This window comes from Vreelandella glaciei (assembly GCF_013415125.1).
Classification (GTDB): domain Bacteria; phylum Pseudomonadota; class Gammaproteobacteria; order Pseudomonadales; family Halomonadaceae; genus Vreelandella; species Vreelandella glaciei.
This window is the reverse complement of the sequence record NZ_JACCDE010000026.1, coordinates 58,677-81,234: the sequence shown is the minus strand read 5'-3', so window position 1 is coordinate 81,234 and position 22,558 is coordinate 58,677. Positions and strand designations below refer to the sequence as shown.

The following is a 22,558-nucleotide window of genomic DNA, read 5'->3' as shown; positions in this document are numbered from 1 at the left end:
TGAAGTACACCTGGCTGCCCTTGAGTGCCTATCTCTCGTTTGAACGTCTACGTGAAGAGGTACACCGCTTACTCGGTGGTTACGGAACTGATCACGCGATTAATTTTGAATAGGCACTTAGCGCCCGGTCAGTATTATCAATAGGGAAAGCGCCTGACACTCTCAGCCCAGCAATAGAGGGGTCACAGCGCAGTACGCCTGTACGGTAACGGCTCAACTCTGCTACCAAACGGTTCAACGGCCAGTCTACCGCCACCAGCAGACCGCGCGTCCAGCTATCCGCCTGATCGCTGGCAGTGGCAACTTCCACATTAACCGAGCTCATCTGCGCCTGCTCTCCGGCAACAAGGTGTTGCGTTTTGCCGCCACCCGACTGAGGAATCAACTCGACCTCATCTTCCAACACAGTAACCTGGGTAGAGGTGCCCAGCTTGCGCACGGTAAACACGGTGCCCAACGGCACCACAGTACCCTGCTCGGTATGCACCTGAAGCGTTTTGGCAGCGGCCACTTTTCCCGTTTCATTCCGCGTGCGGATAAAGATTTCGCCTGCATAGAGGCGAATCAACTGCGTGGTAGAGGTTTCCACCACATCCAATGCGGTGGCGGTATTGAGCACCAGCTGTGTTCCACCCGCCAGAGTATATTCGCGACGTTCGCCCCGTGCGGTGCGGTGGCTGGCCATCCAGCTGTCTACCGGTGCCCGCTGCCAGGCCAACGAGCCCAGCGCACTTCCTGCTGCCAATAAAGCAAAACCACGCAGTACTGCTCGTCGGCTATGGCCCTGACGCTGCTTAATTTGCAACGCATCAAGCGCAGGTGTGCCCGGAATCGCCTGAAACTGTCGACGTAATTTTTCAACCTCTTGCCAGGCATGAGTGTGGGCGGGATCCTCCGCTAACCAAGCAGCATGCGCGTGTTTTTGCTGTGCAGTAACCTCCTCCGAGCACAGCAGTGCGTACCAGCGGGCAGCAGCCCTGAGGGTATCTTTGCGGGCTGCCTGGATATCGCTCATAGCGGTTCTTCGCACATCAGCAGCAAGCAATGTTCAGTCGCCTTGGCCATGTATTTTTTCACCGAGCTGACGGATACCCCCAAGCGTTCGGCGATCTCGGCATAACGCAGACCCTCCAAATGGCAGAGCAAAAACGCCTGGCTTACCTTGTTGCCTAACCCTTCCAACATTTCATCAATCTGAAACAGGGTTTCCAGAATAAGGGCTTGTTCTTCCGGCGAAATGGCAGCCGGTTCAGGTTGATGCTTTAAGGCTTCCAACCAGGCTTTTTCCAATGCATCCCGACGCACAAAGTCCACCCACACCCGGCGGGCAATGGTGGTCAGAAAACTACGCGGTTCATGAAGTTTGCTAATTTGGGAGGAATTACTCGGGGAAGTAAGAATACGCAGGAAGGTATCCTGAGCCAGATCAGCCGCCTGCCAACTACAGCCCGTCTTACGCTGCAGCCAGCGCTGCAACCAACCATGATGTGCACTGTACATCTCGGCCAATGGCGTATTCTCAGCTGAAACCGGCATCCCCCCTCCCAAACGATCAGCAAACGGAGGGACATTCTAGTAATAGCAATCAGTTAATACAAATCATTATTATTTTCTTTAAGAATACTATCGCGCAGACTAGTGACGACTCACTTATTAAACTACAGTTCTTCGGCGATATTGGCCGTACACTGCCCAAGCTTGGCCATTCAGTTGAGCCGGTGAACATAGTTTTCGCTTATGCGAGATCTTCAGCGTTATTCCGTAATGCTTTCACTGAGAGCGGATATGTCGAACCCACCATTACGCTTGGCTCTATGAAGCACCGCCTATGACTCAATTAGTCATGCGCTAAACGAGCGGATTGAGTCGCTCGAAAAGTATAAGGACGTTGCCCTATCTGCCGACAGAGACGAGGCAAACTGATATGCGGTTAAACTTTGGTTACGCCTTTTATTGGGAATACCCGAGCTGACCGTCGAGTACTATTTAAAGAGGAAGGGCTTCACCGTTAGCGTTTATGCATCTGTCGATCAACGATAGGCGCATGCTGCGCCATCAATTTCACAATCCAATCAATGAATACGCGCAGCTTAGCGCTGACGTGCCGGTTCGGTGGAAATGCGACGTACATCGCTGGATTTTTGAAAGCGCAGCGCATCACGCTTTGGCGGCAGCTGGAAAAGGCGACCGTATTCGCGAGTGAACTGAGAAACACTTTCGTACCCCACCTCGAAGGCAGCATGGCTCGCGGAACACCCTTCATCGAGCATCAGGCGGCGGGCTTCTATCAAGCGCAGCCGCTGCTGGTATTGCCCCGGCGTAAGCGACGTCATGTGTTTGAAGTGTTTATGAAACGAGGTGAGGCTCATGCCTGCCTTTGTCGCCAATTGCTCCACCGGCACGCGCGATGTGTACTCGGCTCGCAAGAGTGCAATGGCGTCAGCAAGGCGGCTCGCGTAGCTATCCGGGTCAGCAATATCCCGTAAAGCGGCCCCATGAGGGCCTGACAGCAGCCAATAGTGCAACTCCTGCATGATACCCGGGCGTAGAAGCGGTGCTGAGTCGGGGCGATCCAGCAGCTTCATCAGCCGTGATACGCAGTCAATCACCTCGGCTTCGGTATCTTCAGCAAATAGTGTCTGCATCTCGGATGGCCGCTGGGGCCGCGGCGTTCCTAAGTGAGCGGCAAGCTCGCGTAAGATGACCATGTCCAGTTCGACCGCGACCGCCAGATAGGGCTCGCTCGGATTCGCCTGGACTATCCGCCCGACGACAGGCATATCCGCGCTCACAATCGCGGATTCCCCCGCAGATACCACTCTGTTCTGGCGCCCGACCATCATCCGTTTTGCCCCCTGTAACACTAAGCAAACCAGCGGCTTATATATCGATTGCAAGTCACCAGCGGGGGTTTCTACGCACATCATGCTAAGCCCCGGCACACGGGATAACACCAAGCCATCGCTATTAGCATGTTGCGTGGCATACGTCTGAACCGCTTGTATGAGTGAGTTCATCTGCTTTCCTCAAGCCAGCATCTCGACTCAAATTTAGCATGACCAATAAGGTGTTTCTCCACACCTGCAGGATCAGGCAAGCTTTGCGCAGGTGTTGGCAAGCCCCGCCGCCACCGAATTGTTAAAACGTTAGTGGCACTGAGTCCTACAAATAAATGGAGAGTGAAACCATGAAAACATCAGGAAATACTATGCTTATCACCGGTGGCGGCTCCGGGATTGGCCGTGAACTTGCCTTACGCTTCAACGCGCTTGGCAACACCGTTATCGTCGCCGGGCGACGCATCGAAACGCTGGAAGAGACCATTACTGGTCAGCAAAACATGTACGCGATGGTCGTCGATATTGAGGACCCAAAAGCCATTACTGCCTTTGCCGAGCGAGTCGTCGCCGAGCACCCCAACCTCAATGTGCTGATCAACAATGCTGGGATTATGCGGCGCGAGGATTTGTCCAGTACGCGAGACCTCAGCGATGCTGAGCAGACGGTTGTCGCCAATCTGCTCGGGCCGATCCGGCTGACAAACGCGCTGACCGATCACCTCGTCCACCAACCCGATGCGGTGGTCGTAAACGTCTCTTCCGGGCTGGCGTTTGTGCCGTTGAGCGGAACACCCACCTATAACGCCACCAAGGCGGCCATCCATTCCTACACGATTTCGCTTCGCGAACAGCTCAAAGGAAAAGTCGAGATCATCGAGCTTGCGCCCCCTGCCGTTCAAACAGAGCTGACCCCAGGCCAGTCCACCCGGGAAGGCTATATGCCGCTCAACAACTACATCGAAGAAGTCATGACGCTGTTTAGCCAGCAACCAACACCCAAGGAAATTCTGGTCGAAAAAGTGAAGTTCCTACGCTGGGCAGAGCGTGACGGGCACTTTGACCAAGCGGTGGAGATGCTCAATAAAATGTGAGCCTCCATGCACTCCATCGCAAAAGGTAACAATTGACGATGTAAAGTGATCGTTTTACACTTCGCGGATGGATACCAAGACAAAGCTTATTTCTGCAGCAGAACTTCTTTTCGACCGGCACGGCTTTACCGCCACCGGAATGGACAAACTAACCCAGGCTGCTGGCATGTCGAGCCGCACGCTCTACAAACATGCTGGCAGCAAAACGGCGCTGATAAGTGATGTGCTAGCAGAACGGCAGCGGCGCTTCCAGCGCTCCATCGAAGTAGATAGCGTTGACGAGCTGTTTGGCGCACTGGAAGAGTGGGTGCGGGTCGAGGGCTCTCGGGGGTGTCTTTTCCTGCGCGCTTACGGCGAAACCGGTGGCGATACCCCGGAAATCGCCAATGCTGTGCTGGCACACAAGACGAGTCTGTATGAGAAGATTCAGAAAATCGTATCGCTAGAGACCGACGGCAAACATAATCCTGAACTGGCCGAACAGATCCTTATTTTGTTTGAAGGAGCAACGGCGGCGGCCGTCTATCGCGGTGCTGGGTCGATAACGTCGGCGCGTATCGCCGCGTCAGCGCTCATCCAGCAGGCACGCGAATGAACCCCAGCCTTTACCTGGGCGCTACAGGCTTTGGCCTGATTGCCGTCTGCTACGGCTTTGCTCGCTTCGCCTTCGGGCTATTTCTACCCCAAATCGATGCCGACCTTTCCCTATCGTCTACCATCAGCGGCTTGATATCCGGCGGGGCTTTTCTGGGCTACTGTGTCGCCATCGTGCTATCGGCGTATCTAACCGAGCGCATCGGCGCCCGCGCGGTTGCCATTGGGGCGGCCCTGGTCGCCGCGGTAGGCATGGTGGGTATTGCAGTGGCGCCTTCTCCCTTGCTGCTCGCCACGGCAGTCATGCTCGCAGGCTCAAGCACCGGGCTAGCCTCCCCACCCATGGCCGCAGCGGTGGCCGCGATTGTCAGACCCGATCGACAAAGCGCTACTAATACGATCATCAATGCTGGCACCGGCGCAGGCGTGGCACTTTCAGGGCCAATCGCGTTACTGCTTGGCGGCCAATGGCGGTTAGCCTTCGCGGGCTTTGCAGCCGCTGCTTTTATCATGGCGATCGCTGCCGCATTCAGCGTTCCCAGCAAAACGAAAGCGACCTCGAAAACCGCCGCCGGTTTGCCGCCGTTTACCAGTGACATTGTTCGACTGATCGTGGCCGCCTTTTTGATGGGTGCGTCCAGCACTGCGCTTTGGTCGTTCGGCGGCCTGCTCGTTTCACATCAGTTGGGGTGGAATAACACTGGCGCCGGACTGCTTTGGATTACTATTGGTACTGCGGGCATCTTAGGGGCTGCCGCGGGCACATTAGTGGCGCGTTTTGGGCTCAATTTCACCCATTGGTGTTTTCTGGCGGCCTTAGCGGCAGGGATTATCTTAGTCGGCACCAGCGCTACCACGCCCCTCTTAGCGCTCCTCGGCGGTATGCTCTTCGGTGCGGCTTATATCATGCTCACCGGTGTGTATTTAATCTGGGGCGTCTCTACACTCCCCGACCGACCCGCCACAGGCCTGATGATTGGCTTCCTGACGATCGCTATCGGCCAGACCGTCGGCGCGCCGCTATTCGGGCTACTCATGGATCAGCTGAATATCGATTACGCCGTGACCATTTTTGCGTGCCTCAAGTTCACCGCTGGGCTGGCGAGCGTCAGCAACGCAAAACACCAGGCTGCATGAACGTGGTGACACCCGCTCTTCGACGCCGCTTAATTAAATAACCGTCACCATAACGGGCGTGGCGATACGTTGCGTGTAAGCCTCCGCTGCGCTTTGGGCAAGTACCAAATCGTCAACTATACTGCGCCACAACGAACATGATGTCGTTGCCTGGGGCTGGATGCGCGTATGCGTCATGCCAGCTTGGGTACATTAACTAGCTGAACAGCATAAGGAGTTTGCCGTGACAGCCACTGACGATCGTACTTATCGAAGCGGGCCGAATCCGTTTCATGCCGTAATGCTTGCCGGGACAGTGCCGCTCTTTCTTGGTGCCACCTTGTGTGATTACGCCTACTCCACGAGCTACCACATTCAATGGGCTACCTTCGCTTCCTGGCTGAACGTAGGCGGGCTGGTTTTTGCGGGTTTCGCCTTGCTATGCGCGTTGATTGGCTTCTTCCGTTCTTCGCACCGGGGTGTAGTGAATATGATTTACCCCGCGCTGCTCTTGCTTACCTGGGTGCTTGGCTTTGTCAATTCACTGGTACATGCGCGAGACGCCTGGGCCATGATGCCAGCTGGTTTTGCCCTCTCCATTGTGGTGGCGTTGCTGGCAGGCACGGCGGCATGGGTAGGTTTTTCTCGTTTAGGCGCCGGAGGCAAGCCATGAAGTTGCCGCCTTTTTACGTTGCGCCTCTTTCGCTGCTGTTGCTCGCCAGTGCCGCCAGCGCGCAACAATCTCAGCAGTACGGGCCTGACCCCACACTGCCCGAACCCCAGCGCGGGCTTTTGCCCGACATGACGATCCCCGAACCCGCTGAGTGGGGCGACCAAACGCCCACTGTGCCCGATGGCTATACGATAACCGCCATTGCCACCGATCTTCAGATCCCCCGGCAGACGCTGGTATTGCCCAACGGCGATATTTTGGTGGCCGAAGGGAGCGGCGGCAATGCACCCAAGTTGAAGCCAAAAGACTTCATTGCCGGGTACATCAAAAGCCAGGGCACGACCTCTGTTGAGAGCGGCAATCGCTTAACCCTGCTGCGCGATGAAAATAGCGATGGTAATTACGAGCAGTCGGTGTTTGCCGAAGACCTCAACGCGCCCTACGGGCTAGCTTTGATGGATAACAACCTCTATGTGGCCAACCAGGATGCAGTCGTCCGTTTTGACTACGAGGAAGGCCAAACCGAAGCCAGCGGGCCGCCGGAAGAACTGACCAAGCTACCCGCTGAAATCAATCACCACTGGACGAAAGCGATGACCGCAAGCGCCGATGGTGAGTTCTTATACGTGGGTATTGGCTCCAACAGTAATATCACCGAACGCGGTATGGCAGCCGAGGTCAATCGCGCCGAGGTGTGGGAAATCGATGCCGAAACCGGCCTGCACCGGCCTTATGCCACTGGCTTGCGCAACCCGACCGCACTGACCATTCAGCCCGACACGGACCAGCTATGGGCCGTGGTCAACGAGCGTGATGAGTTGGGCCCCGACTTGGTACCCGACTACCTCACCACCGTGCAGGAAGGGGGCTTTTATGGCTGGCCTTACAGCTATTGGGGTCAGCACGTTGACCCACGCGTTCGCCCGCAGAACCCTGACAAGGTGGAATCAGCGATATCGCCCGATTACGGCCTGGGTTCGCACGTAGCGCCGTTAGGGCTCGCCTTTTCCATTCCTGAAATGGGCGATGAATTCGCGGAAGGCGTGTTTATCGGCGAACACGGCAGTTGGAACCGCAACGAACCGGTCGGCTACAAGGTGGTGTTCGTGCCCTTCAGCAACGGCGAACCCGATGGCGAGCCGATCGATTTCGTTACCGGCTTTCTAACCGACGACAGCCGCACACGCGGTCGCCCCGTTGGTGTCAGCATCGACCCAGACGGCGCCCTCATCATCGCTGATGACCTAACGAATGCCGTGTGGCGCGTCACCTATGATGGCAATGACTAACCGCGCAATGCGTTATTCAATAGCCTGAAGAAGGCGGCGGTCACTTAGGCTGCCGCCTTTTCCGTTTGTTTTAGAAGGGATTTATATGATCAGATCACTGGAAGAGCTCGAAGCCGTTAAACAGTCGTGCCGCTCAATGGTAACGAAGAGCTCAAGTCTTTCTGCCGGCACCGCCATTATCCCCATTCCCGGCGTGAACATCGGTTCTGACGTCGCTATATTGCTGCGCTTGATCCCGAAGATTAACGAGCAATTTGGCTTATCGCCGGAACAGATCGAGAGTCTGGACACAGAAACCCGGCTGTTCATCATGACTTCCATCTCAACGACGGGAAGCAAAATGGCGGGTAAATATATCACCCGCAAATTGATCACGATGATGTTCAAAAAAATAGCTGGCAGGATCTCGGCAAAAAGTGCGTCGACATATGTGCCGTTCCTGGGCAGCGCCATTGCGGGCGGCATCAGCTTTGCCACCATGAAATACATGGGCAACAGCCATATCGACGATTGTTATGAGATCATCCTGGCAACACTGGAGAACGAGCAGCTTGAGCCCGTCGCATTGATAGGGCCAACGCCCGAACCGGTACCACCCCTGACTGCCGATATTGCCAGTAAAGCTGAATAACGGGTTTCTAATGTGGCTCCGCTGTTAGGCGGTGATATGCTCTAGCGGATTGATTAACGATGACATCAGGAGAAATGAATGCCCGCTTATGTCGTACTGACCCGAGAACACACCCATGACGCTCAGGAAATGGAGCGCTATGGCGAGAAAGCAAAAGCCGCTCGCGAAGGCCACGACCCGCAGCCGCTGGCTTTTTATGGGGATTTTGAAGTGCTGGAAGGCAGCGCGATGGAAGGCGCAGTAATCCTACGCTTCTCCGACATGGCCGCCGCCCGTGCCTGGTACCAAAGCCCCGCCTATCAGGAAGCCCGCAAACACCGCTTCCAGGGCGCCGACTACCGCGTCTTTATCGTTGACGGTGTTCAAGAAGCGTAAAGCGCAAAAACCCCCGCCTTTAAAAGTGGGGGTTTGCGTTGGCTGCCTAAATAGCCAAATCCATCGGTTAGAGTCCCCGCCCTGTAAAGCCTACGGATGGGTGATAGGGCATCACCAGCGATAGCTCACTTTTGCGGTGATTTCGCGACCGGGATTATAGTAGTCTGCCGTGGCCGAACCGACCACATGCTGCTCATCAAGCAAGTTGCTGACGTTGACGGCGAGGTCGGCGTCTTTGCTGAGCTGGTAGCTGAAGGCTGCATCAAAGAGCGTTGCCGCACTGCTTTTGGATGTATTGGCGGCATCAAAATAATAGGAGCCGACATAGCGGGCGCCGAGGCCAACACTCATATTTTGATTGGGAAGGGTGTAATAGGTCCATAGCGACGCCGTATGGTTGGGTACAGTGGTAAATTCATTGCCTTCTCTGGAGGCGTTGTCATCGCGAACCACTTCCGACTCCATATAGGAATAACCACCGATTAGGCTCAGGTTATCGGTCAGCTCAGTCTTGGCTTCCAGATCAAGACCCCGCACGCGGGTTTCGCCAACGGTTTCCTGCTCAATGACGCCATTGTCTTGCGTGACCGCAATAGTGACGTCATTCTTGGTCAGGTCATAGATGGCCGCCGAGAAAAGCGCATTCATACCGAAGGGTGCGTATTTCGCACCAATTTCATATTGTTCGCCCCGTTCGGGTTTGACACCGATCGTGGGCGGCGCGACCGATTCCACCATGCTGACATAGGTAGAAATTTCGTCGGTGACGCGATAGGTCAGCGCACCGCGGACGGAGGTCTCCGAGAAATCGTCGCTGTCATCGAATGCAACGCCCCAGGATTCGCCCTTACTTGAGATGTCCATTGAGTCGTTGCGCACGCCCGCGGTAACGATGAACCGATCATAAAAGGATAAATTCTGTGTCAAGAAGACCGACTTGGTTTTGTAGTCCTGATCGCTGCTGCTATAGACGTACAAGCTACTCGGAGCGCCGCTAAAGACGGGGTTCGCTAGGTCGATTGACTCCGCATCACCGTATATAGAGATGTCTTTGGTTGAGGCATCGCGATATTCGACACCCACGAGCGTGCTGCTATCGACCTGATCAAAGCGGGCGTCGTACTGCAGTATAGCGTTACCGATCAACTCCTGGGCTTCTTTGTCCGTACCAAAGTAGTCCCGATCCACAACGCTGCCTACCCGCGCCGCAGAGTCAGTGATATAAACGTAACCGAAGTCGTCAGTCAGGTCACTGTAGCGTAGATTCCCCCGCAGCGTCAGGCCGTTGTTGAAGTCATGGGTGAGCTGCCCGGTGAGGCTGGTACGCTCGACATCATGATAATTGAAGTCAGGCTCACCAAAGAAGTCGCTGCGGTCGTATTCCCGGTCGAGAGGATACCCACCGCTATTGGGGGTGTCGTCACGCTTCAGGTAATCAAAGATGACGCTTGCTGAGGTGTACTCTGTTGGCTCCCAGGCCAGGCCGCCCATCAAGAAGCCATTGTTGTCTTTGGAGTGATCGTATTCACGATCACTATCCCGGATGGTGCCGGTGAAACGGTAGGCCACAGTCTCGTCAGCGTTCAGTGTGTCACCCACATCAAGACCGGCCTCTTTGGCGTCGAGTGAACCGTAGGAGAGATAGCCTTCGCCAAACGACTCAAACTTTGGCCGTTTGCTCACGAAGTTGACCGAACCACCCGGGTCCGCTGGACCAAACAGGGTGGAGTTGGCACCCCGCAGCACCTCAACGCGTTCATAGGCGTAGGGTTCTTCACGAACACCGCGCATTGAACCTAGCGTCAGCCCGTCACGGTAGGTAGTCGCCTGGTAACCTCGAATATTGAAATAGTCGTTTCGGTCATCTGAGCCGTAATAATCGGTGAGGACGCCTGGTGTATATTGCAGCACTTCCTCGGTAGTAGAGGCGTTGCGCTGCTCAATCTCTTTCTCGGTGATGACCGACACGGAGGCGGGGGTATCGAGAAGACTGGTGGCCACTTTACCGCCGACCCATAGCTCTTGGGCCACTATCGAGTTGGCATCATCATCAGCGTAGGCCTGAGCATTGACGATAATGGGAGCGAGGCGATATCCCTCGTTATCGTCACTGCCTTCGCCGGTTTCCTGAGCGTTCCCGAGCATGGGAATACTCACCAGCGTTGTGCCGCACAGAATGGCGGTAGTGGTTTGCTGCCACCGTACCCGACTTGCGTTGCGCCGGACTGTGCTATTGCTATCAGTCATGTCGAAGATCCCTTGAAATGAATAAACCTACCCTCGCGCCTTGTGATTCTCTTTTGAAAGGCCGTAAGAGTATCCGAAGCTAGCGTCCGCTAGTCAAGAGTGATAATGTCAATCATAATCATTTAGTTGAACTTTTGATAATAATTATAGTACATCGTGACGACATGCATCACCCGGACTACCCGTTATATATCTAGACGCTGCGTCCTTACCACGCAGTGAGAATTATCCGTTATTTACGTCTTAAGCTTTTAGAGAAGGCTATGGCCCTGTTCCATAGAAGTCTGAGCGCTTACGTGGCGCTTATCGCTGCGTGCAGCCTCGGCGCTTTGCCCGTTGGCGCACAGCAATATCCGCTTGAAATCGAACACGCCCTGGGTACCACAGTGCTCACAGAAAAACCCGAACGTGTCGCCACTGTGGCCTGGGCCAATCACGAGGTGCCGCTGGCGCTTGGCGTGGTACCGGTCGGCTTTGCGGCAGCCAACTTTGGCGACGACAACGGCAACGGGCTATTGCCTTGGGTAGAAACCCGGCTTGAAGAACTGAATGCCACGCCCCCCGCCCTGTTCGACGAAGGCGACGGGATTGATTTTGAAGCCGTGGCGGCCAGCCAGCCCGATGTGATTCTGGCGGCCTATTCGGGGCTGAGCCAGGCGGACTACACCACCTTGAGCCAGATTGCCCCGGTAGTCGCCTACCCCGAGGGCCCCTGGGCGACCGACTGGCGGGATATGATCCAGTTGAACAGCCAAGGCATGGGCATGGCGGAGGAAGGCCATGCGCTCATCGAGCAGCTTGAGGCACAGATTGCAGACACCGCCGCCAACCACCCTGACCTTGCGGGCAAGACAGCCATGTTCGTGACCCACCTTGACCCCACCAACCTGGGGCGCATTTCGTTCTACACCGACAACGACGCGCGGGTGCGGTTTTTTCATGACCTGGGGCTAGTCTCGCCTGAGGTCGTCAAACAGAACTCTACCCCCGGTAGATTCGCTGGCGAAATCAGCTCTGAACTGATCGACAAGCTCAACGATGTGGATATTCTTGTCACCTACGGCGGTCAGCCGCTGATCGATCAGCTCAACGCGCACCCACTTACCTCCCGCCTGCCGGTGGTGGAAAACGGCGCCATTGTCATGCTGGGTAATACGCCGCTGGGCACAGCGGCCAACCCGACTCCCATGTCGATTTCATGGTTACTGGACGATTATGCAGACCTGCTCTCAGAAGCCGCACGCAAGTCACAGCAGTAGCGTCCCGGCGTCTGGCTCAAGCGTTAATCGCGCTATCGCTCTTCGCATCAAACGCAATGCTGCCCAACGGTTGTCCGGTGGCACAGCGCTGCTTATTCTGCTCGGCCTTGCCGCCATGCTCTCGGTCGCGTTTGGTGCCCGAGAAGTGGGCTGGTCAGAAATCGTCGCCGCGCTGAGCGGCCAGGTAGAAACCATGGGCGATGCTGCCGTGGCCAGCCGCCTGCCGCGCACGCTGCTTGCCATGCTGGCCGGCGCTGCCCTGGGGGTTTCCGGTGGCGTCATGCAGGGCCTGACCCGCAACCCGCTGGCCGACCCCGGCCTGCTGGGCGTTAATGCCGGGGCGGCGCTGGCAGTGGTGATTGGCATTGCCTGGTTCGGCATCGACGAGACGACCAGCTACATCTGGACAGCCATTGCTGGCGCCGCCATCTCTGCCTGTGCGGTTTACGCGATAGCCAGCCTCGGCCGGGGCGGCGCCACCCCACTTAGACTGGCACTGGCAGGGGCGGCCATCACTGCCGCGCTTAGTTCGCTAACCACTGCCGTGGTACTGCCAAGGGGGGATATTGGCGGATTGGTGCAATCTTGGCTGGTGGGCGGCGTGGGCGGCGCGACCTACGATCAGCTTCTGCCCGTATTGCCCTTTCTAATGACAGGGTTTGTGATCACCCTGCTCGCCGCACGCAAACTCAATATGCTGGCCCTGGGCGATGACACCGCCGCCGGTCTGGGTGAAAAGGTGGCCGTGGCCAGGGCCATGTCGGCAGTGGGCGCGGTACTGCTGTGCGGCCCGATTACGGCGGTGTGCGGCCCGATTGGCTTTGTGGGGCTGGTCGTACCCCACGCCTGCCGCCTGCTAGCGGGCGGCGATTATCGCTGGCTACTGCCCTTCTCTGCCCTGGGTGGCGCGGTACTGCTGACGTTTTCAGACGTGGCCGGGCGGCTAATCGCCCACCCTTCAGAGCTGGACGTGGGCATCGTGACCGCCTTTATCGGCGCGCCGGTATTTATCTGGATAGTGCGCAACCGCAAGGTAGGCTCGCTATGAACCAGCCGCCCCTCAACGCGATTAGCCACTTCCGACACATCCGCCGAGCAAACACTCAGCACCGCGTACGCATCATGGCGGTGCTTTTTGCCTGCCTTTTAGCAGGCGTGCTGTTGACCCTGATGCTGGGGCAGTCCTTCACGCCGCTCACCACGGTGCTGCGCATACTGGGCGGTGCGGAAGTGCCGGGCGCTGGTTTCACCGTACGTGAGCTGCGCTTGCCCAGGGCCGTCGTTTCAGTGCTGGTAGGCGCCTGCTTTGGCCTGGGCGGCATCGCCTTTCAAACCATGCTGCGCAACCCGCTGGCAAGCCCGGATATCATTGGCATCAGCACCGGCGCCAGCACCGGCGCCGTGTTCGCCATCGTGGTGCTCTCGCTGAGCGGCCCGGCGGTTTCGATGGTGGCGATTGCTGCCGGGCTGGGCGTGGCGTTGTTGATCTACACGCTCTCCTGGCGCCAGGGCGTGACCGGCGGGCGGCTGATTCTGATCGGCATTGGCCTGGCCGCAATGCTGCAAAGTATTACCGCCTATCTTTTAATGCGCGCACCCAGTTGGACGCTACAAGAAGCCCTGCGCTGGCTCACCGGCAGCGTTAACGGCGTTCAGCTGGATCAAGCGCTGCCGCTGTTGATCGCCCTGCTGCTGTTCGGCGGGCTGCTATTGAGCCGCCACCGCGACCTTGAAACCCTACGCATGGGTGACGACCTTGCCGCCGGGCTGGGGGTTCGCCTGGCGGTGACGCGGGTAATCGTGGTCATTACCGCCGTGGCGCTGGTGGCGTTTGCCACTGCCGTTTCCGGCCCGGTGGCCTTTGTGGCGTTTCTGTCCGGCCCGATTGCGGCGCGCCTGATGGGCCGCAACGGCTCGCTGCTGATGCCCGCCGCGCTGGTGGGAGCCCTGCTGGTGCTGCTCGGGGATTACGCCGGACAGTTCCTGCTGCCCGCCCGCTATCCAGTCGGCATCGTGACCGGCGTTTTAGGCGCGCCTTATCTTCTCTACTTGATACTTCGCGACAACAAAACCCGAGGCTCCCTATGAGCGCTTGTTCACTACTCGCCCAGGGCCTGGTGGCAGGCTACGGGGAACGCACCATTCTGTATGACGTTAACCTGTCTGTGCCTGCCGGCCAGACCACCGCCATTGTGGGCGCCAACGCCTGTGGAAAATCGACGCTTTTGCGCGTGCTTTCACGGTTACTGACACCCAGCCAGGGCAGCGTGCTGCTGGAGGGTAACGCCATTCACCAGCTACCCACCCGCCACCTGGCACAACAACTTGGGTTTCTGCCGCAATCGCCCATCGCCCCGGAAGGCATTAGCGTGCTCGAGCTGGTCAGCCGGGGCCGCCACCCGCACCAGGGGCTGTTCAAGCGTTGGAGCTCGGCAGATGAAGTGGCCGTCGCCGACGCCCTGGCCGCCACCCACCTGAGCGAGCTGGCCGAACGCCACATGGACGAGCTTTCCGGCGGGCAGCGCCAGCGGGTGTGGATCGCCATGGCGCTGGCCCAACAAACCAAGGTGCTGCTGCTGGATGAGCCCACCACCTTTCTGGATATCAACCACCAGATCGACGTGCTCGACCTGCTCACCGACCTAAACCGGCAGCGCGGCACCACCATCGTGATGGTGCTCCACGAACTCAACCTGGCAGCCCGCTACGCCGACCAACTGGTCGCCATGGCTAACGGCAAGGTTTACGCGGCAGGCCCGCCGGGGGAGATTCTGACCGAGCAAATGGTGCGTGAGGTATTTGGCCTGGAAAGCCGGGTCATCGAAGACCCCGTCACCGGCAAACCGATGATGATACCGATCGGGCGGCATGGCGGAATCCACACCGCCAACGCCCCATGTTCACAACATAAAAAAGCCCCGTGTTTTGGATAACACGAGGCTTTTGGCAAAGGGCTTTTAGCAACAAGTGAGTAGAGCCTGACCTAGCGCGCCTCAACAGCGGCACGCCCTTTGATGATAGAGCGGGCAAGCATCAGATACGCCACCGAGCCACAGGCAGCCATGGCCAGAATGACCGCTTCCAGCGTATGCGGCAACATGGCGGACAAGGCGCTCAGCAGCCCCGCAACACCGAACTGGGCTGCGCCCAAAAGCGCTGCAGCCGTCCCGCCACTGGTGGGAAAAAACTCCAAAAAACAGGCCTGAATATTCGGCGAGATCGCCCCTATCGAGCCGATGGTCAGCATCATGGCGGGCAGGAAGGCGTACAGCGGCCACTCCATGAAAGCCGCCATCACCAGCAATAGTATGCCGACTGCCTGACAGCCCGTTGCCAACTGTAGGATACGCAGTGACGGTAGCCTGGAAAGCAACGCTCGATTGAGAATGTTGAAGATAAGCATCGCGACGATATTCGCCGCAAACAGCATCGAAAAGCTGGCAGGCGACTGGCCGAAATGCCCCTGATAGATAAATGACGCATAGGTGATAAACATCATCAGGGTAGAAAAAGAGGCAGCCTGCCAAACGATGAACGGCAGGGCCGGTTTTGTCGACAGTACCAATTTGTAACGCGCCAGCAGGCTCATCTTAGGGCTTTTCGCGCGAGATACCTTGCCCGTGCCGGTAAAAATCACCCGCACCAGCAACGGCACCAGTAGCACCGCGTATACCGCCAAGGCGAAAAAGATAGTGTGCCAGGAACCCAGCACCAGAATCGCGCTGCCTACGCTCGGAGCTATGCCCGGCGCCAGCACCATGATAAAGCCCATCATTGAGAACAGCTTCGCGGCGTCGCGGCCCGCCACTCGGTCGCGCACCAGCGCCGGCACAGATACCAGGGTAAAACCGGCGCCAAGGGCCTGAACGGCGCGTCCGCCGAGCATCGTGTTTAAAGAGTCCGACATACCAATGACGATGCTTGAGAGCGCAAAAATCGCCAGCCCGCTCATCAACACCCGCTGGCGCCCGAAGCGGTCTGAAAGCGCACCGCCGATCAACTGGCCCAACGCCAACGCAAAGACATACACCGAAACGCTCAACGATACCGCCTGCTGAGAAACCCCCAGCGATTCACCGATGACCGGAAAGGCCGGCAGGTACGTGTCCATGGAAAACGGGCCCAGCATCATGGTCATTGCCAGGCTCAGCACCACAATGAAGGGCGTTTTAGATTGGGTCATAGAAGCTCGCGGTAAAAGGGCGTAATGATGGACAACACCCACGATATGATACCGACTGATGTCATCATGGCAATCGAATAGAAAATGAGGGGGTGGGCTGCAAGGCGGTAATCGACTAAACACTTAGCCAGTTTGTTATCGGTTTGCTCGGCTATGCATTAAAAACTATTCTTAAAACCAAGCTTAAAACTAAGTTTAAAACCATGCTGAAAGCATACCCCCAACGAGAAATGAGGAGGCAAGGATGTCTATCCCCCAGCCAGAGCGACTTCATCTCGACAGCGATGCAACGACCGGCTACCCCAACTCCCCTCTCCCGGTGCTGGTTTATCGCCAGGTTCTCGACCTCAGTAATGCCGAGGAACGGGCCGAGTCGTTCGAAGCCATGTTCAAACGCCACGGCTGGCCACCAGCGTGGCGCTACCACCTGTATGACTTTGACCACTTTCACTCCACCGCCCATGAAGCACTAGGCATCTTCCGCGGGCAGGCCCGGGCACGGCTGGGCGGCCCTAACGGCCAGGAGCTGATGCTTTACGCAGGCGATGTGCTAGTGCTGCCAGCGGGCGTTGGGCATGCCAGCCTGGAGGCGGACGATGATTTCTGCATGGTAGGCGCCTACCCACCAGGGCAAGAGCCGGAAATAGAGCGCGGCGACCCCGCACAGCTTGCTGCAGCGCAAACGCGAGTGGCTGCCGTTGGCTTACCCGAGGATTCTCCGGTAGGTGGGCCACTGGCAGAGCTATGGGGGTAAGCTCTTAGAAGATGAAAGGCAGGCAGCAATATAATGGGAGGCAATGCCTATAGTGATGAGCATTGCTATGGCGTATCTTACCCAAGCGATCAATAGCGGTGAAAAGCTATCACCCAAAAGTTTTGCGATACCATCCACAACTGGAACAATAGGGGACGCTATTGCCATAAGCCCTATACCAAATGAGGCCGTTCGTCCCCTCACTGTTTTCGGCTATAGCATGATCTAACTTGCATTACCTGAGTGAATAGAAAGATTTTCATTACAAGAATCCAAGTTTCTGCCCATTGGCCTGGAACCACTAGATAACGTTGTAAGAATAATGCTAAAGGACTGATACTGTAAAAGTCCACGGAAATTCCAGGGATTGTAGGGCGGTACTCCTCTAACTCAACGTAAATGAATTAGGTACAATATTGAAGGGACAATACCTATCTCGTTAGTTCCCTGGGTTACAGGAGGCGACGCAGGTTGACCCGCTTTCTATCTATAGGAGCTGGATAAAGTGACCTCAGCGGCTGTGATTTTTGATATGGACGGTCTTTTGATCGATTCCGAGCCCTTCTGGACAAAAGCGGAGAGAATGGTGTTTTCATCCGTGGGTGTTGAACTGTCGGACTCATTATGTCGAGAAACCGCAGCGATGACGACACGAGAGGTTACTGAATTCTGGTATCGGCGTTTTCCATGGAAGCACAGATCCATCAAAGATGTCGAAAACGATGTCATTGACTGCGTAGACGAATTGATAAGAAAGCATGGCGAGCCTATGCCAGGCGCCCAACAGATAGTGAGCTATTTTTACAGTAGAAACTTCAGGGTCGGTTTATCGACAAACTCCCCCTACCTATTGATCAATACCGTTCTGAAGAAGCTCGATATTGCTCAGTATTTCCACGGAATTTCGTCATCGGAGCATGTGGAAAGCGGAAAGCCTGACCCCGCTGTCTATATCTCTACGTTGCAAAAGCTAGAGGTTCATCCGGAGCATTGCATTGCTTTTGAAGACTCTGCATCAGGAGTTAAGGCAGCAAAGGCGGCAGGAATCAAGACTATTGCCGTGCCACCGGCACACGACTTTGATAAGCCAGACTACTCCTTGGCAGACAGTAAATGGCGATCCTTATGGGAATTCTCAGAGAAAGCCTTCTATTTGACGTAGCCTCATTCAGCCGGGAGTGACTAGCCTGATCGTTTCATGTTCCAGAAGGTCGCATAGATCCTGAGCAGCGGGTGAAGCATTCGAAGAGCGAAGCAGCTTCAGCGAAATCGCTGGAAGTTTGGGAAGACCAAATTTCTCGCCAGAACACTGAACTCCTTCGGGCATACCATGTTCAGTTCGCACGGCAAGCCCAAGGTTTGAGCGAAGTGCGGCCCAAATGCCCGGCAGACTAGGTGTGGTAACCGCCACACGCCAACGTTTGCCAGCTTTTTCAAGTGCACTGAGAGCCGACTGCCGAAAGAGGCAGGGATGGTCGAACAGCACCAATGGTATCCGGTCAACCCGAGAATCGAATACCAAGCTTTTGTGCGCCATCCAATGCATAGGCAGTTTGCCGATCAGCTCGCCATCACTTCCAGATGAGCTTTCTGGGCAGAATGCAATCGCAGCATCCAGCCTTCCAGCTCTAACTTCCTCGGCTAGAACGTGATTAGGACCAGCCTGCACCTCGACATGAATCCCTGGATGCAGGCGGGAGTATTCAGACAAGGTTGCCGGCATCACATCTTCAAAGAAATCCTGAGGCAGGCCCAGCCGAACCGTTGCCGTGGTGGCTGTCGCGCCAAGCGCGAGCGCGGCTTCATCATTGAGAGCGATGATGCGTCGAGCATAGGCAACCAGTGCCTCGCCTGCATCAGTGGCAATCAGTGTTCTACCTTTGCGGACAAACAGCTGAGTGCCTGCCTGCTGCTCCAGCTTCTTCAGTTGCATACTGACTGCTGACTGTGAGCGACCAAGTTGTGCGGCCGCACGTGCGAAGCTGCGCAGATCGGCTCCGGCAACGATGGCGCGTAACGCATCAATATCAAAGGTTATATTCACTTCAAAAATCCAAAACTATAACTTCAAATATATTCGTTATTCAAAAGTTTATGCCAGTGCTAGCATTGGCGTCAATTCAGGTGTGCTGTACACCTTATTGCTAATCAGCCCTCCTTGAAGGTTCAAGGAAAGAGAGTGAGATAGCTATGAGGCTTCAAACAACCGGTTTCCCAGTATCGAATCAGGGGATAATGCCAATCGTGCTTGCAGGTGGCGTTGTGCTGGCACTGTCATTTGGAGTTCGAGCTATCTTTGGTGGTGTGGTTGAGCCACTCTCGGATGAATTGTTCGGTGGCAGTATCGGGGTATTCTCGCTTTCCATCGCCATTCAGAATTTGGTGTGGGGGCTCGCACAACCGGGCTTCGGAATGGTCGCCGACAAGTTTGGTGATCGGCGCGCACTATGGCTGGGGTTCATGTGCTATGTGCTTGGGATGATGGTTTGCGCCCTGGGTACGACACCCTTGGTTCAACACTTTGGCGCTGGAGTGCTTGTCGGTATGGGGGTCTCCGGTACTGCATTCGGCATCATTTTAGCCGTGGTTGGCAGAGCCGCGCCAGAGGACAAACGCAGCTATTATCTTGGTATAACATCGGCCATGGGCTCCGCCGGTCAAGTCGTTATGCCATTAATGGCGTCGTGGTTGACGGAATGGCTCGACTGGCGGTTGATGATTATTGTCATTACCGGCGCACTTCTACCCATTGCTATGTGTATTCCTTTTCTTCGTGTGAATGAATCACTGTTGTCCAGTAGCGCTGAGTATGCTCCAGTCACTCAAACGGTTCGATCTGCATTTGGCCACCCGAGCTATTTGTTGCTCAACATGGGATTTTTCGTATGTGGCTTTCATCTCGCGTTTATCACAGCGCACCTGCCTAACTATGTACAGCACTTCTGTGTTTCCTCTGCTTCTCCGGATGAATTGCGTGCCTTGGGTCTTCAGGCCCTGGCTCTGGCTGGGTTGGCAAACATCTTTGGCACGTTGCTCGCTTCGCAGCTTGGCATGCTGTTTCCCAAACCCTATGTGCTATCGGCGATCTACGTCCTTAGGGCTTTGGTCATCCTCATATTTATCTCGCAGCCTGTCACACCAGCATCGGTGATGATTTTTGCATTGGTCATGGGAGGACTATGGCTTTCCACGGTTCCATTGACCAGTGCGCTAGTGCTTACCATGTTTGGTTCTCGTGCGATGGGGACTTTATTTGGTTTGGTATTCCTAAGTCACCAACTTGGAGGCTTTTTTGGAGTCTGGCTGGGCGGTGCCCTGTTTGATCGCTATGCCAGTTATGATCAGGTTTGGTACCTCTCAATTATTCTGGGTGTGCTTTCGGCCATTGCCCATCTTCTCGTACAGGAACGACCAGCACCTCCAAAAGGTTTGGCCTATGATGGATAACATCCTATTACTTTTGATGGCTGCATTCCCCCTGATGGGTAGCCCAGGCCCTGCAACCCTGAGTCTTGCAGGCATTGGCTCTGCGTATGGTTTTAGGAGGGGGCTGCGCTACATGTCTGGAATTGTTCTGGGGACGGTAGTGGTCTTGCTCATGATTGCTGCCGGTATCACGGCTGTGGTTCTCACCAAGCCATTGTTGCTCGTGGCTCTGTCGAGTTTGGCTGGGATCTATATTCTGTACCTAGCTTTTCGAATAGCCACGGCGCCCGTCGTTAAGGATGCGAAGTGCTTTGGCAGTGCGCCGGCGTTTTTGCCTGGTTTTACACTTGCAGTGATCAATCCAAAGGCTTTCGCCGCCATTGGCGCCGTCTATTCGAGTCATACGATTGTAATTGATAATCTGGCGGCTGATACAGGCTGGAAACTGTTGTTGCTGTCCTTGGTGATACTTATATTCAGTATTATCTGGCTTACCTTTGGTGCAGCATTTGCCAAGTTTCTAAGAGATCCGGTTATCGGACGAGCAACAAATATCATCTTTGCCACCATGTTGGTTTTGTCGGTGGGGGCTCTGTGGTTAGGAAGGTGAGATGATTACAACATCACGCGCTAAACATTCGATGTCCCACCTGCCCAATCAGTCGGTCTACTTGGCCTTTTTGTCATCTGCGCTTGACTTAGCCAGACAGTCTCTTGCTCCAGCGTCACCTCAAAGTGTGCTTGTCAATCTTAGCTGGTGAATATCTGTATTTGCTGATCATCATGAATGTTGCCTAGGTTTGCATCAAGCACCACACATCTCCCAAGCAAGCACCAACACCGGGTGATTTGCCGACAGTAACACATACGTCGCGGTGCCACTCACTGCCATGGGCAACGACAATCAATGTACCCGTCATCGCCGTTACTCCATAGGACGCACACCACTCTCCGTTCAACGACACGGCAGCCGCCTCGCCAAGCACAGCGCCCACGGCGATGAAGCCGACCCCATCGGTGGCTCACTGAAAACCTCGTGGAAGCAAGCATCATAAAGAGGGCAGAACCCTGCTTATAGAAGGTATGATTTCGAAACACCCACTTTATACCAACGAGGAGATCCAATACCCGCTTATGTCGTACTGACCCGCGAATGCACCCACGATGCCGAGGAGCTTTCGCGCTATGGCGAAAAGGCAAAAGCTGCCCGCGAAGGCCACGACCCACAGCCGCTCGCCTTCTACGGCGATTTTGAAGTACTGGAAGGCAGCGACATGGAAGGCGCGTTGATTCTGCGCTTCCCCGATATGGCCGCTGCCCGCGCCTGGTATGAAAGCCCCGCCTACCAGGAGGCTCGCAAGCACCGCTTCCAGGGCTCCGACTACCGCGTATTTATCGTTGACGGTGTTCAAGAAGCGTAAAGCGCAAAAACCCCGACTAAAAAATGAACTGCACCCCAAAAGTTGGACACTCATCCAACGATTGGGGTGTTTTTCATGGCGAAATATAATGAAGCGTTCAAGCTATTAGTAGTACAACGCTACACAGAAGGACAAGAGGGTTATAGAAGGCTGGTCAAACAGTACGGTCTTGATCACGCCACCGTCAGGCGTTGGGTTAAAAGCTATGAACATCATGGCCTGAGCGGCTTGCAGAAGAATTTCAGCCGCTACAGCGCTGAGTTCAAATTGTCGGTGTTGCAAAGGATGAGACAAGAGTATCTCTCAGCCCGACAAGCGATTGCCCTGTTCAACATCCGAGGTAGAGTGGGTGTCGTACGGGAATGGGAAAGACAGTATCATGAAGGAGCCTTCCAGGCGTTGGAGCCTAAACCCCGAGGTTGCCCGACGAAGATGCCCACAGCAGAGCCACCCAAGCCGCCACTTCCAGTGACTGAAAAGAGCTCTCTGAAGCAACTGCTCCAAGAGAACGAATACTTGCGTGCTGAGGTGGCCTACCTAAAAAAGTTGAGAGCCCTGCGTCAGGCCAAAGAGCAAGCCGCGCAGCAAAAGCGCGGGTAGTCCTTGAACTGAAGCAAGGCCACCCTTTGCCGATGCTGCTAAAAGTAGCAGAACTGTCG

24 protein-coding genes and 1 pseudogene are annotated in these 22,558 nt (G+C 55.7%); 19 read left to right on the top strand and 6 right to left on the bottom strand.

Annotated elements, in window-relative coordinates; genetic code table 11:
* A pseudogene (locus HZS80_RS16830) lies at positions 1 to 113 on the top strand (IS630-like element ISHsp2 family transposase); the annotation flags it as partial.
* Here the strand turns inward: HZS80_RS16830 and HZS80_RS16825 are convergent.
* From HZS80_RS16825 to HZS80_RS16815, 3 genes are all read right to left on the bottom strand, one after another.
* The gene (locus tag HZS80_RS16825; RefSeq protein WP_045812164.1) at positions 92 to 1,015 is read right to left on the bottom strand and encodes a FecR domain-containing protein; all 924 of its coding nucleotides are present in this window, start codon (positions 1,013 to 1,015) and stop codon (positions 92 to 94) included. The pseudogene HZS80_RS16830 and the gene HZS80_RS16825 sit on opposite strands and share 22 nt — an antisense overlap.
* Positions 1,012 to 1,536 (bottom strand): sigma-70 family RNA polymerase sigma factor, encoded by a 525-nt coding sequence (locus tag HZS80_RS16820; protein WP_035563824.1) that lies wholly within the window; start codon positions 1,534 to 1,536, stop codon positions 1,012 to 1,014. The genes HZS80_RS16825 and HZS80_RS16820 overlap by 4 nt, the downstream gene beginning before the upstream one ends.
* A gap of 554 nt (positions 1,537 to 2,090) precedes the next feature.
* On the bottom strand, positions 2,091 to 3,017 hold the full coding sequence (locus tag HZS80_RS16815) for an AraC family transcriptional regulator (protein WP_035563821.1): 927 nt from the start codon (positions 3,015 to 3,017) through the stop codon (positions 2,091 to 2,093).
* A gap of 170 nt (positions 3,018 to 3,187) precedes the next feature.
* On the opposite strand from HZS80_RS16815, the gene HZS80_RS16810 reads away from it, so the two are divergent.
* The 7 genes from HZS80_RS16810 (at position 3,188) to HZS80_RS16780 (ending at position 8,609) form a co-directional block, all read left to right on the top strand.
* Positions 3,188 to 3,931 carry an SDR family oxidoreductase gene (locus HZS80_RS16810; RefSeq protein ID WP_035563819.1) on the top strand — a complete coding sequence of 248 codons (744 nt, stop codon included), beginning with the start codon at positions 3,188 to 3,190 and terminating at the stop codon, positions 3,929 to 3,931.
* Positions 3,932 to 3,998: 67 nt separating this feature from the next.
* The gene (locus tag HZS80_RS16805) at positions 3,999 to 4,526 is read left to right on the top strand and encodes a TetR/AcrR family transcriptional regulator (RefSeq protein WP_035563816.1); all 528 of its coding nucleotides are present in this window, start codon (positions 3,999 to 4,001) and stop codon (positions 4,524 to 4,526) included.
* The gene (locus HZS80_RS16800) at positions 4,523 to 5,662 is read left to right on the top strand and encodes an MFS transporter (protein WP_035563813.1); all 1,140 of its coding nucleotides are present in this window, start codon (positions 4,523 to 4,525) and stop codon (positions 5,660 to 5,662) included. Before HZS80_RS16805 ends, HZS80_RS16800 begins: the two co-directional genes overlap by 4 nt.
* Before the next feature lie 223 nt (positions 5,663 to 5,885).
* Entirely contained in the window at positions 5,886 to 6,314 is a 429-nt protein-coding gene (locus HZS80_RS16795) for a DUF2231 domain-containing protein (protein WP_035563808.1), read from the top strand.
* Positions 6,311 to 7,603 carry a PQQ-dependent sugar dehydrogenase gene (locus HZS80_RS16790; protein ID WP_035563805.1) on the top strand — a complete coding sequence of 431 codons (1,293 nt, stop codon included), beginning with the start codon at positions 6,311 to 6,313 and terminating at the stop codon, positions 7,601 to 7,603. The genes HZS80_RS16795 and HZS80_RS16790 overlap by 4 nt, the downstream gene beginning before the upstream one ends.
* An 85-nt stretch (positions 7,604 to 7,688) precedes the next feature.
* Complete coding sequence (locus tag HZS80_RS16785) at positions 7,689 to 8,234, top strand: hypothetical protein (protein ID WP_035563802.1); 546 nt, start codon at positions 7,689 to 7,691, stop codon at positions 8,232 to 8,234.
* A gap of 78 nt (positions 8,235 to 8,312) precedes the next feature.
* Positions 8,313 to 8,609 (top strand): DUF1330 domain-containing protein, encoded by a 297-nt coding sequence (locus tag HZS80_RS16780; RefSeq protein WP_035563799.1) that lies wholly within the window; start codon positions 8,313 to 8,315, stop codon positions 8,607 to 8,609.
* Positions 8,610 to 8,720: 111 nt separating this feature from the next.
* On the opposite strand, the gene HZS80_RS16775 is transcribed toward HZS80_RS16780, so the two are convergent.
* Positions 8,721 to 10,856, bottom strand: a complete 2,136-nt coding sequence (locus HZS80_RS16775) for a TonB-dependent siderophore receptor (RefSeq protein WP_035563796.1) — start codon at positions 10,854 to 10,856, stop codon at positions 8,721 to 8,723.
* Positions 10,857 to 11,119: 263 nt separating this feature from the next.
* Between HZS80_RS16775 and HZS80_RS16770 the strand changes: the two genes are divergently transcribed.
* The 4 genes from HZS80_RS16770 to HZS80_RS16755 are packed head-to-tail and all read left to right on the top strand — an operon-like array spanning position 11,120 to position 15,048.
* The gene (locus tag HZS80_RS16770) at positions 11,120 to 12,115 is read left to right on the top strand and encodes an iron-siderophore ABC transporter substrate-binding protein (protein ID WP_179916728.1); all 996 of its coding nucleotides are present in this window, start codon (positions 11,120 to 11,122) and stop codon (positions 12,113 to 12,115) included.
* Positions 12,072 to 13,163, top strand: a complete 1,092-nt coding sequence (locus HZS80_RS16765) for a FecCD family ABC transporter permease (protein ID WP_179916727.1) — start codon at positions 12,072 to 12,074, stop codon at positions 13,161 to 13,163. The genes HZS80_RS16770 and HZS80_RS16765 overlap by 44 nt, the downstream gene beginning before the upstream one ends.
* Positions 13,160 to 14,203 (top strand): FecCD family ABC transporter permease, encoded by a 1,044-nt coding sequence (locus tag HZS80_RS16760; protein WP_045812165.1) that lies wholly within the window; start codon positions 13,160 to 13,162, stop codon positions 14,201 to 14,203. The genes HZS80_RS16765 and HZS80_RS16760 overlap by 4 nt, the downstream gene beginning before the upstream one ends.
* Positions 14,200 to 15,048, top strand: a complete 849-nt coding sequence (locus HZS80_RS16755; RefSeq protein ID WP_035563790.1) for an ABC transporter ATP-binding protein — start codon at positions 14,200 to 14,202, stop codon at positions 15,046 to 15,048. The genes HZS80_RS16760 and HZS80_RS16755 overlap by 4 nt, the downstream gene beginning before the upstream one ends.
* A gap of 50 nt (positions 15,049 to 15,098) precedes the next feature.
* On the opposite strand, the gene HZS80_RS16750 is transcribed toward HZS80_RS16755, so the two are convergent.
* A complete protein-coding gene (locus tag HZS80_RS16750) occupies positions 15,099 to 16,298 on the bottom strand; it encodes a multidrug effflux MFS transporter (protein ID WP_179916726.1) in 1,200 nt (399 codons plus the stop codon).
* Positions 16,299 to 16,542: 244 nt separating this feature from the next.
* On the opposite strand from HZS80_RS16750, the gene HZS80_RS16745 reads away from it, so the two are divergent.
* Together HZS80_RS16745 and hxpB are read left to right on the top strand one after the other, a co-directional pair.
* Entirely contained in the window at positions 16,543 to 17,052 is a 510-nt protein-coding gene (locus HZS80_RS16745; protein ID WP_179916725.1) for a cupin, read from the top strand.
* 505 nt (positions 17,053 to 17,557) lie between these two features.
* On the top strand, positions 17,558 to 18,214 hold the full coding sequence (hxpB, locus tag HZS80_RS16740) for a hexitol phosphatase HxpB (RefSeq protein ID WP_281662292.1): 657 nt from the start codon (positions 17,558 to 17,560) through the stop codon (positions 18,212 to 18,214).
* A gap of 6 nt (positions 18,215 to 18,220) precedes the next feature.
* Here the strand turns inward: hxpB and HZS80_RS16735 are convergent, their stop codons facing one another.
* A complete protein-coding gene (locus HZS80_RS16735) occupies positions 18,221 to 19,096 on the bottom strand; it encodes a LysR substrate-binding domain-containing protein (RefSeq protein ID WP_218927752.1) in 876 nt (291 codons plus the stop codon).
* A 146-nt stretch (positions 19,097 to 19,242) separates the two neighbouring features.
* Here HZS80_RS16735 and HZS80_RS16730 point away from each other — a divergent pair, with 146 nt between their 5' ends.
* The 5 genes from HZS80_RS16730 (at position 19,243) to HZS80_RS16710 (ending at position 22,499) form a co-directional block, all read left to right on the top strand.
* Positions 19,243 to 20,499, top strand: a complete 1,257-nt coding sequence (locus HZS80_RS16730) for an MFS transporter (RefSeq protein ID WP_179916724.1) — start codon at positions 19,243 to 19,245, stop codon at positions 20,497 to 20,499.
* Positions 20,489 to 21,088, top strand: a complete 600-nt coding sequence (locus tag HZS80_RS16725) for a LysE family translocator (RefSeq protein ID WP_179916723.1) — start codon at positions 20,489 to 20,491, stop codon at positions 21,086 to 21,088. The genes HZS80_RS16730 and HZS80_RS16725 overlap by 11 nt, the downstream gene beginning before the upstream one ends.
* 280 nt (positions 21,089 to 21,368) lie before the next feature.
* Positions 21,369 to 21,533, top strand: a complete 165-nt coding sequence (locus HZS80_RS16720) for a hypothetical protein (RefSeq protein WP_179916722.1) — start codon at positions 21,369 to 21,371, stop codon at positions 21,531 to 21,533.
* Between the two features lie 69 nt (positions 21,534 to 21,602).
* Positions 21,603 to 21,899, top strand: a complete 297-nt coding sequence (locus tag HZS80_RS16715; protein WP_179916731.1) for a DUF1330 domain-containing protein — start codon at positions 21,603 to 21,605, stop codon at positions 21,897 to 21,899.
* A gap of 75 nt (positions 21,900 to 21,974) precedes the next feature.
* The gene (locus HZS80_RS16710) at positions 21,975 to 22,499 is read left to right on the top strand and encodes a helix-turn-helix domain-containing protein (RefSeq protein ID WP_179916721.1); all 525 of its coding nucleotides are present in this window, start codon (positions 21,975 to 21,977) and stop codon (positions 22,497 to 22,499) included.
* Positions 22,500 to 22,558: the final 59 nt, after the last annotated feature.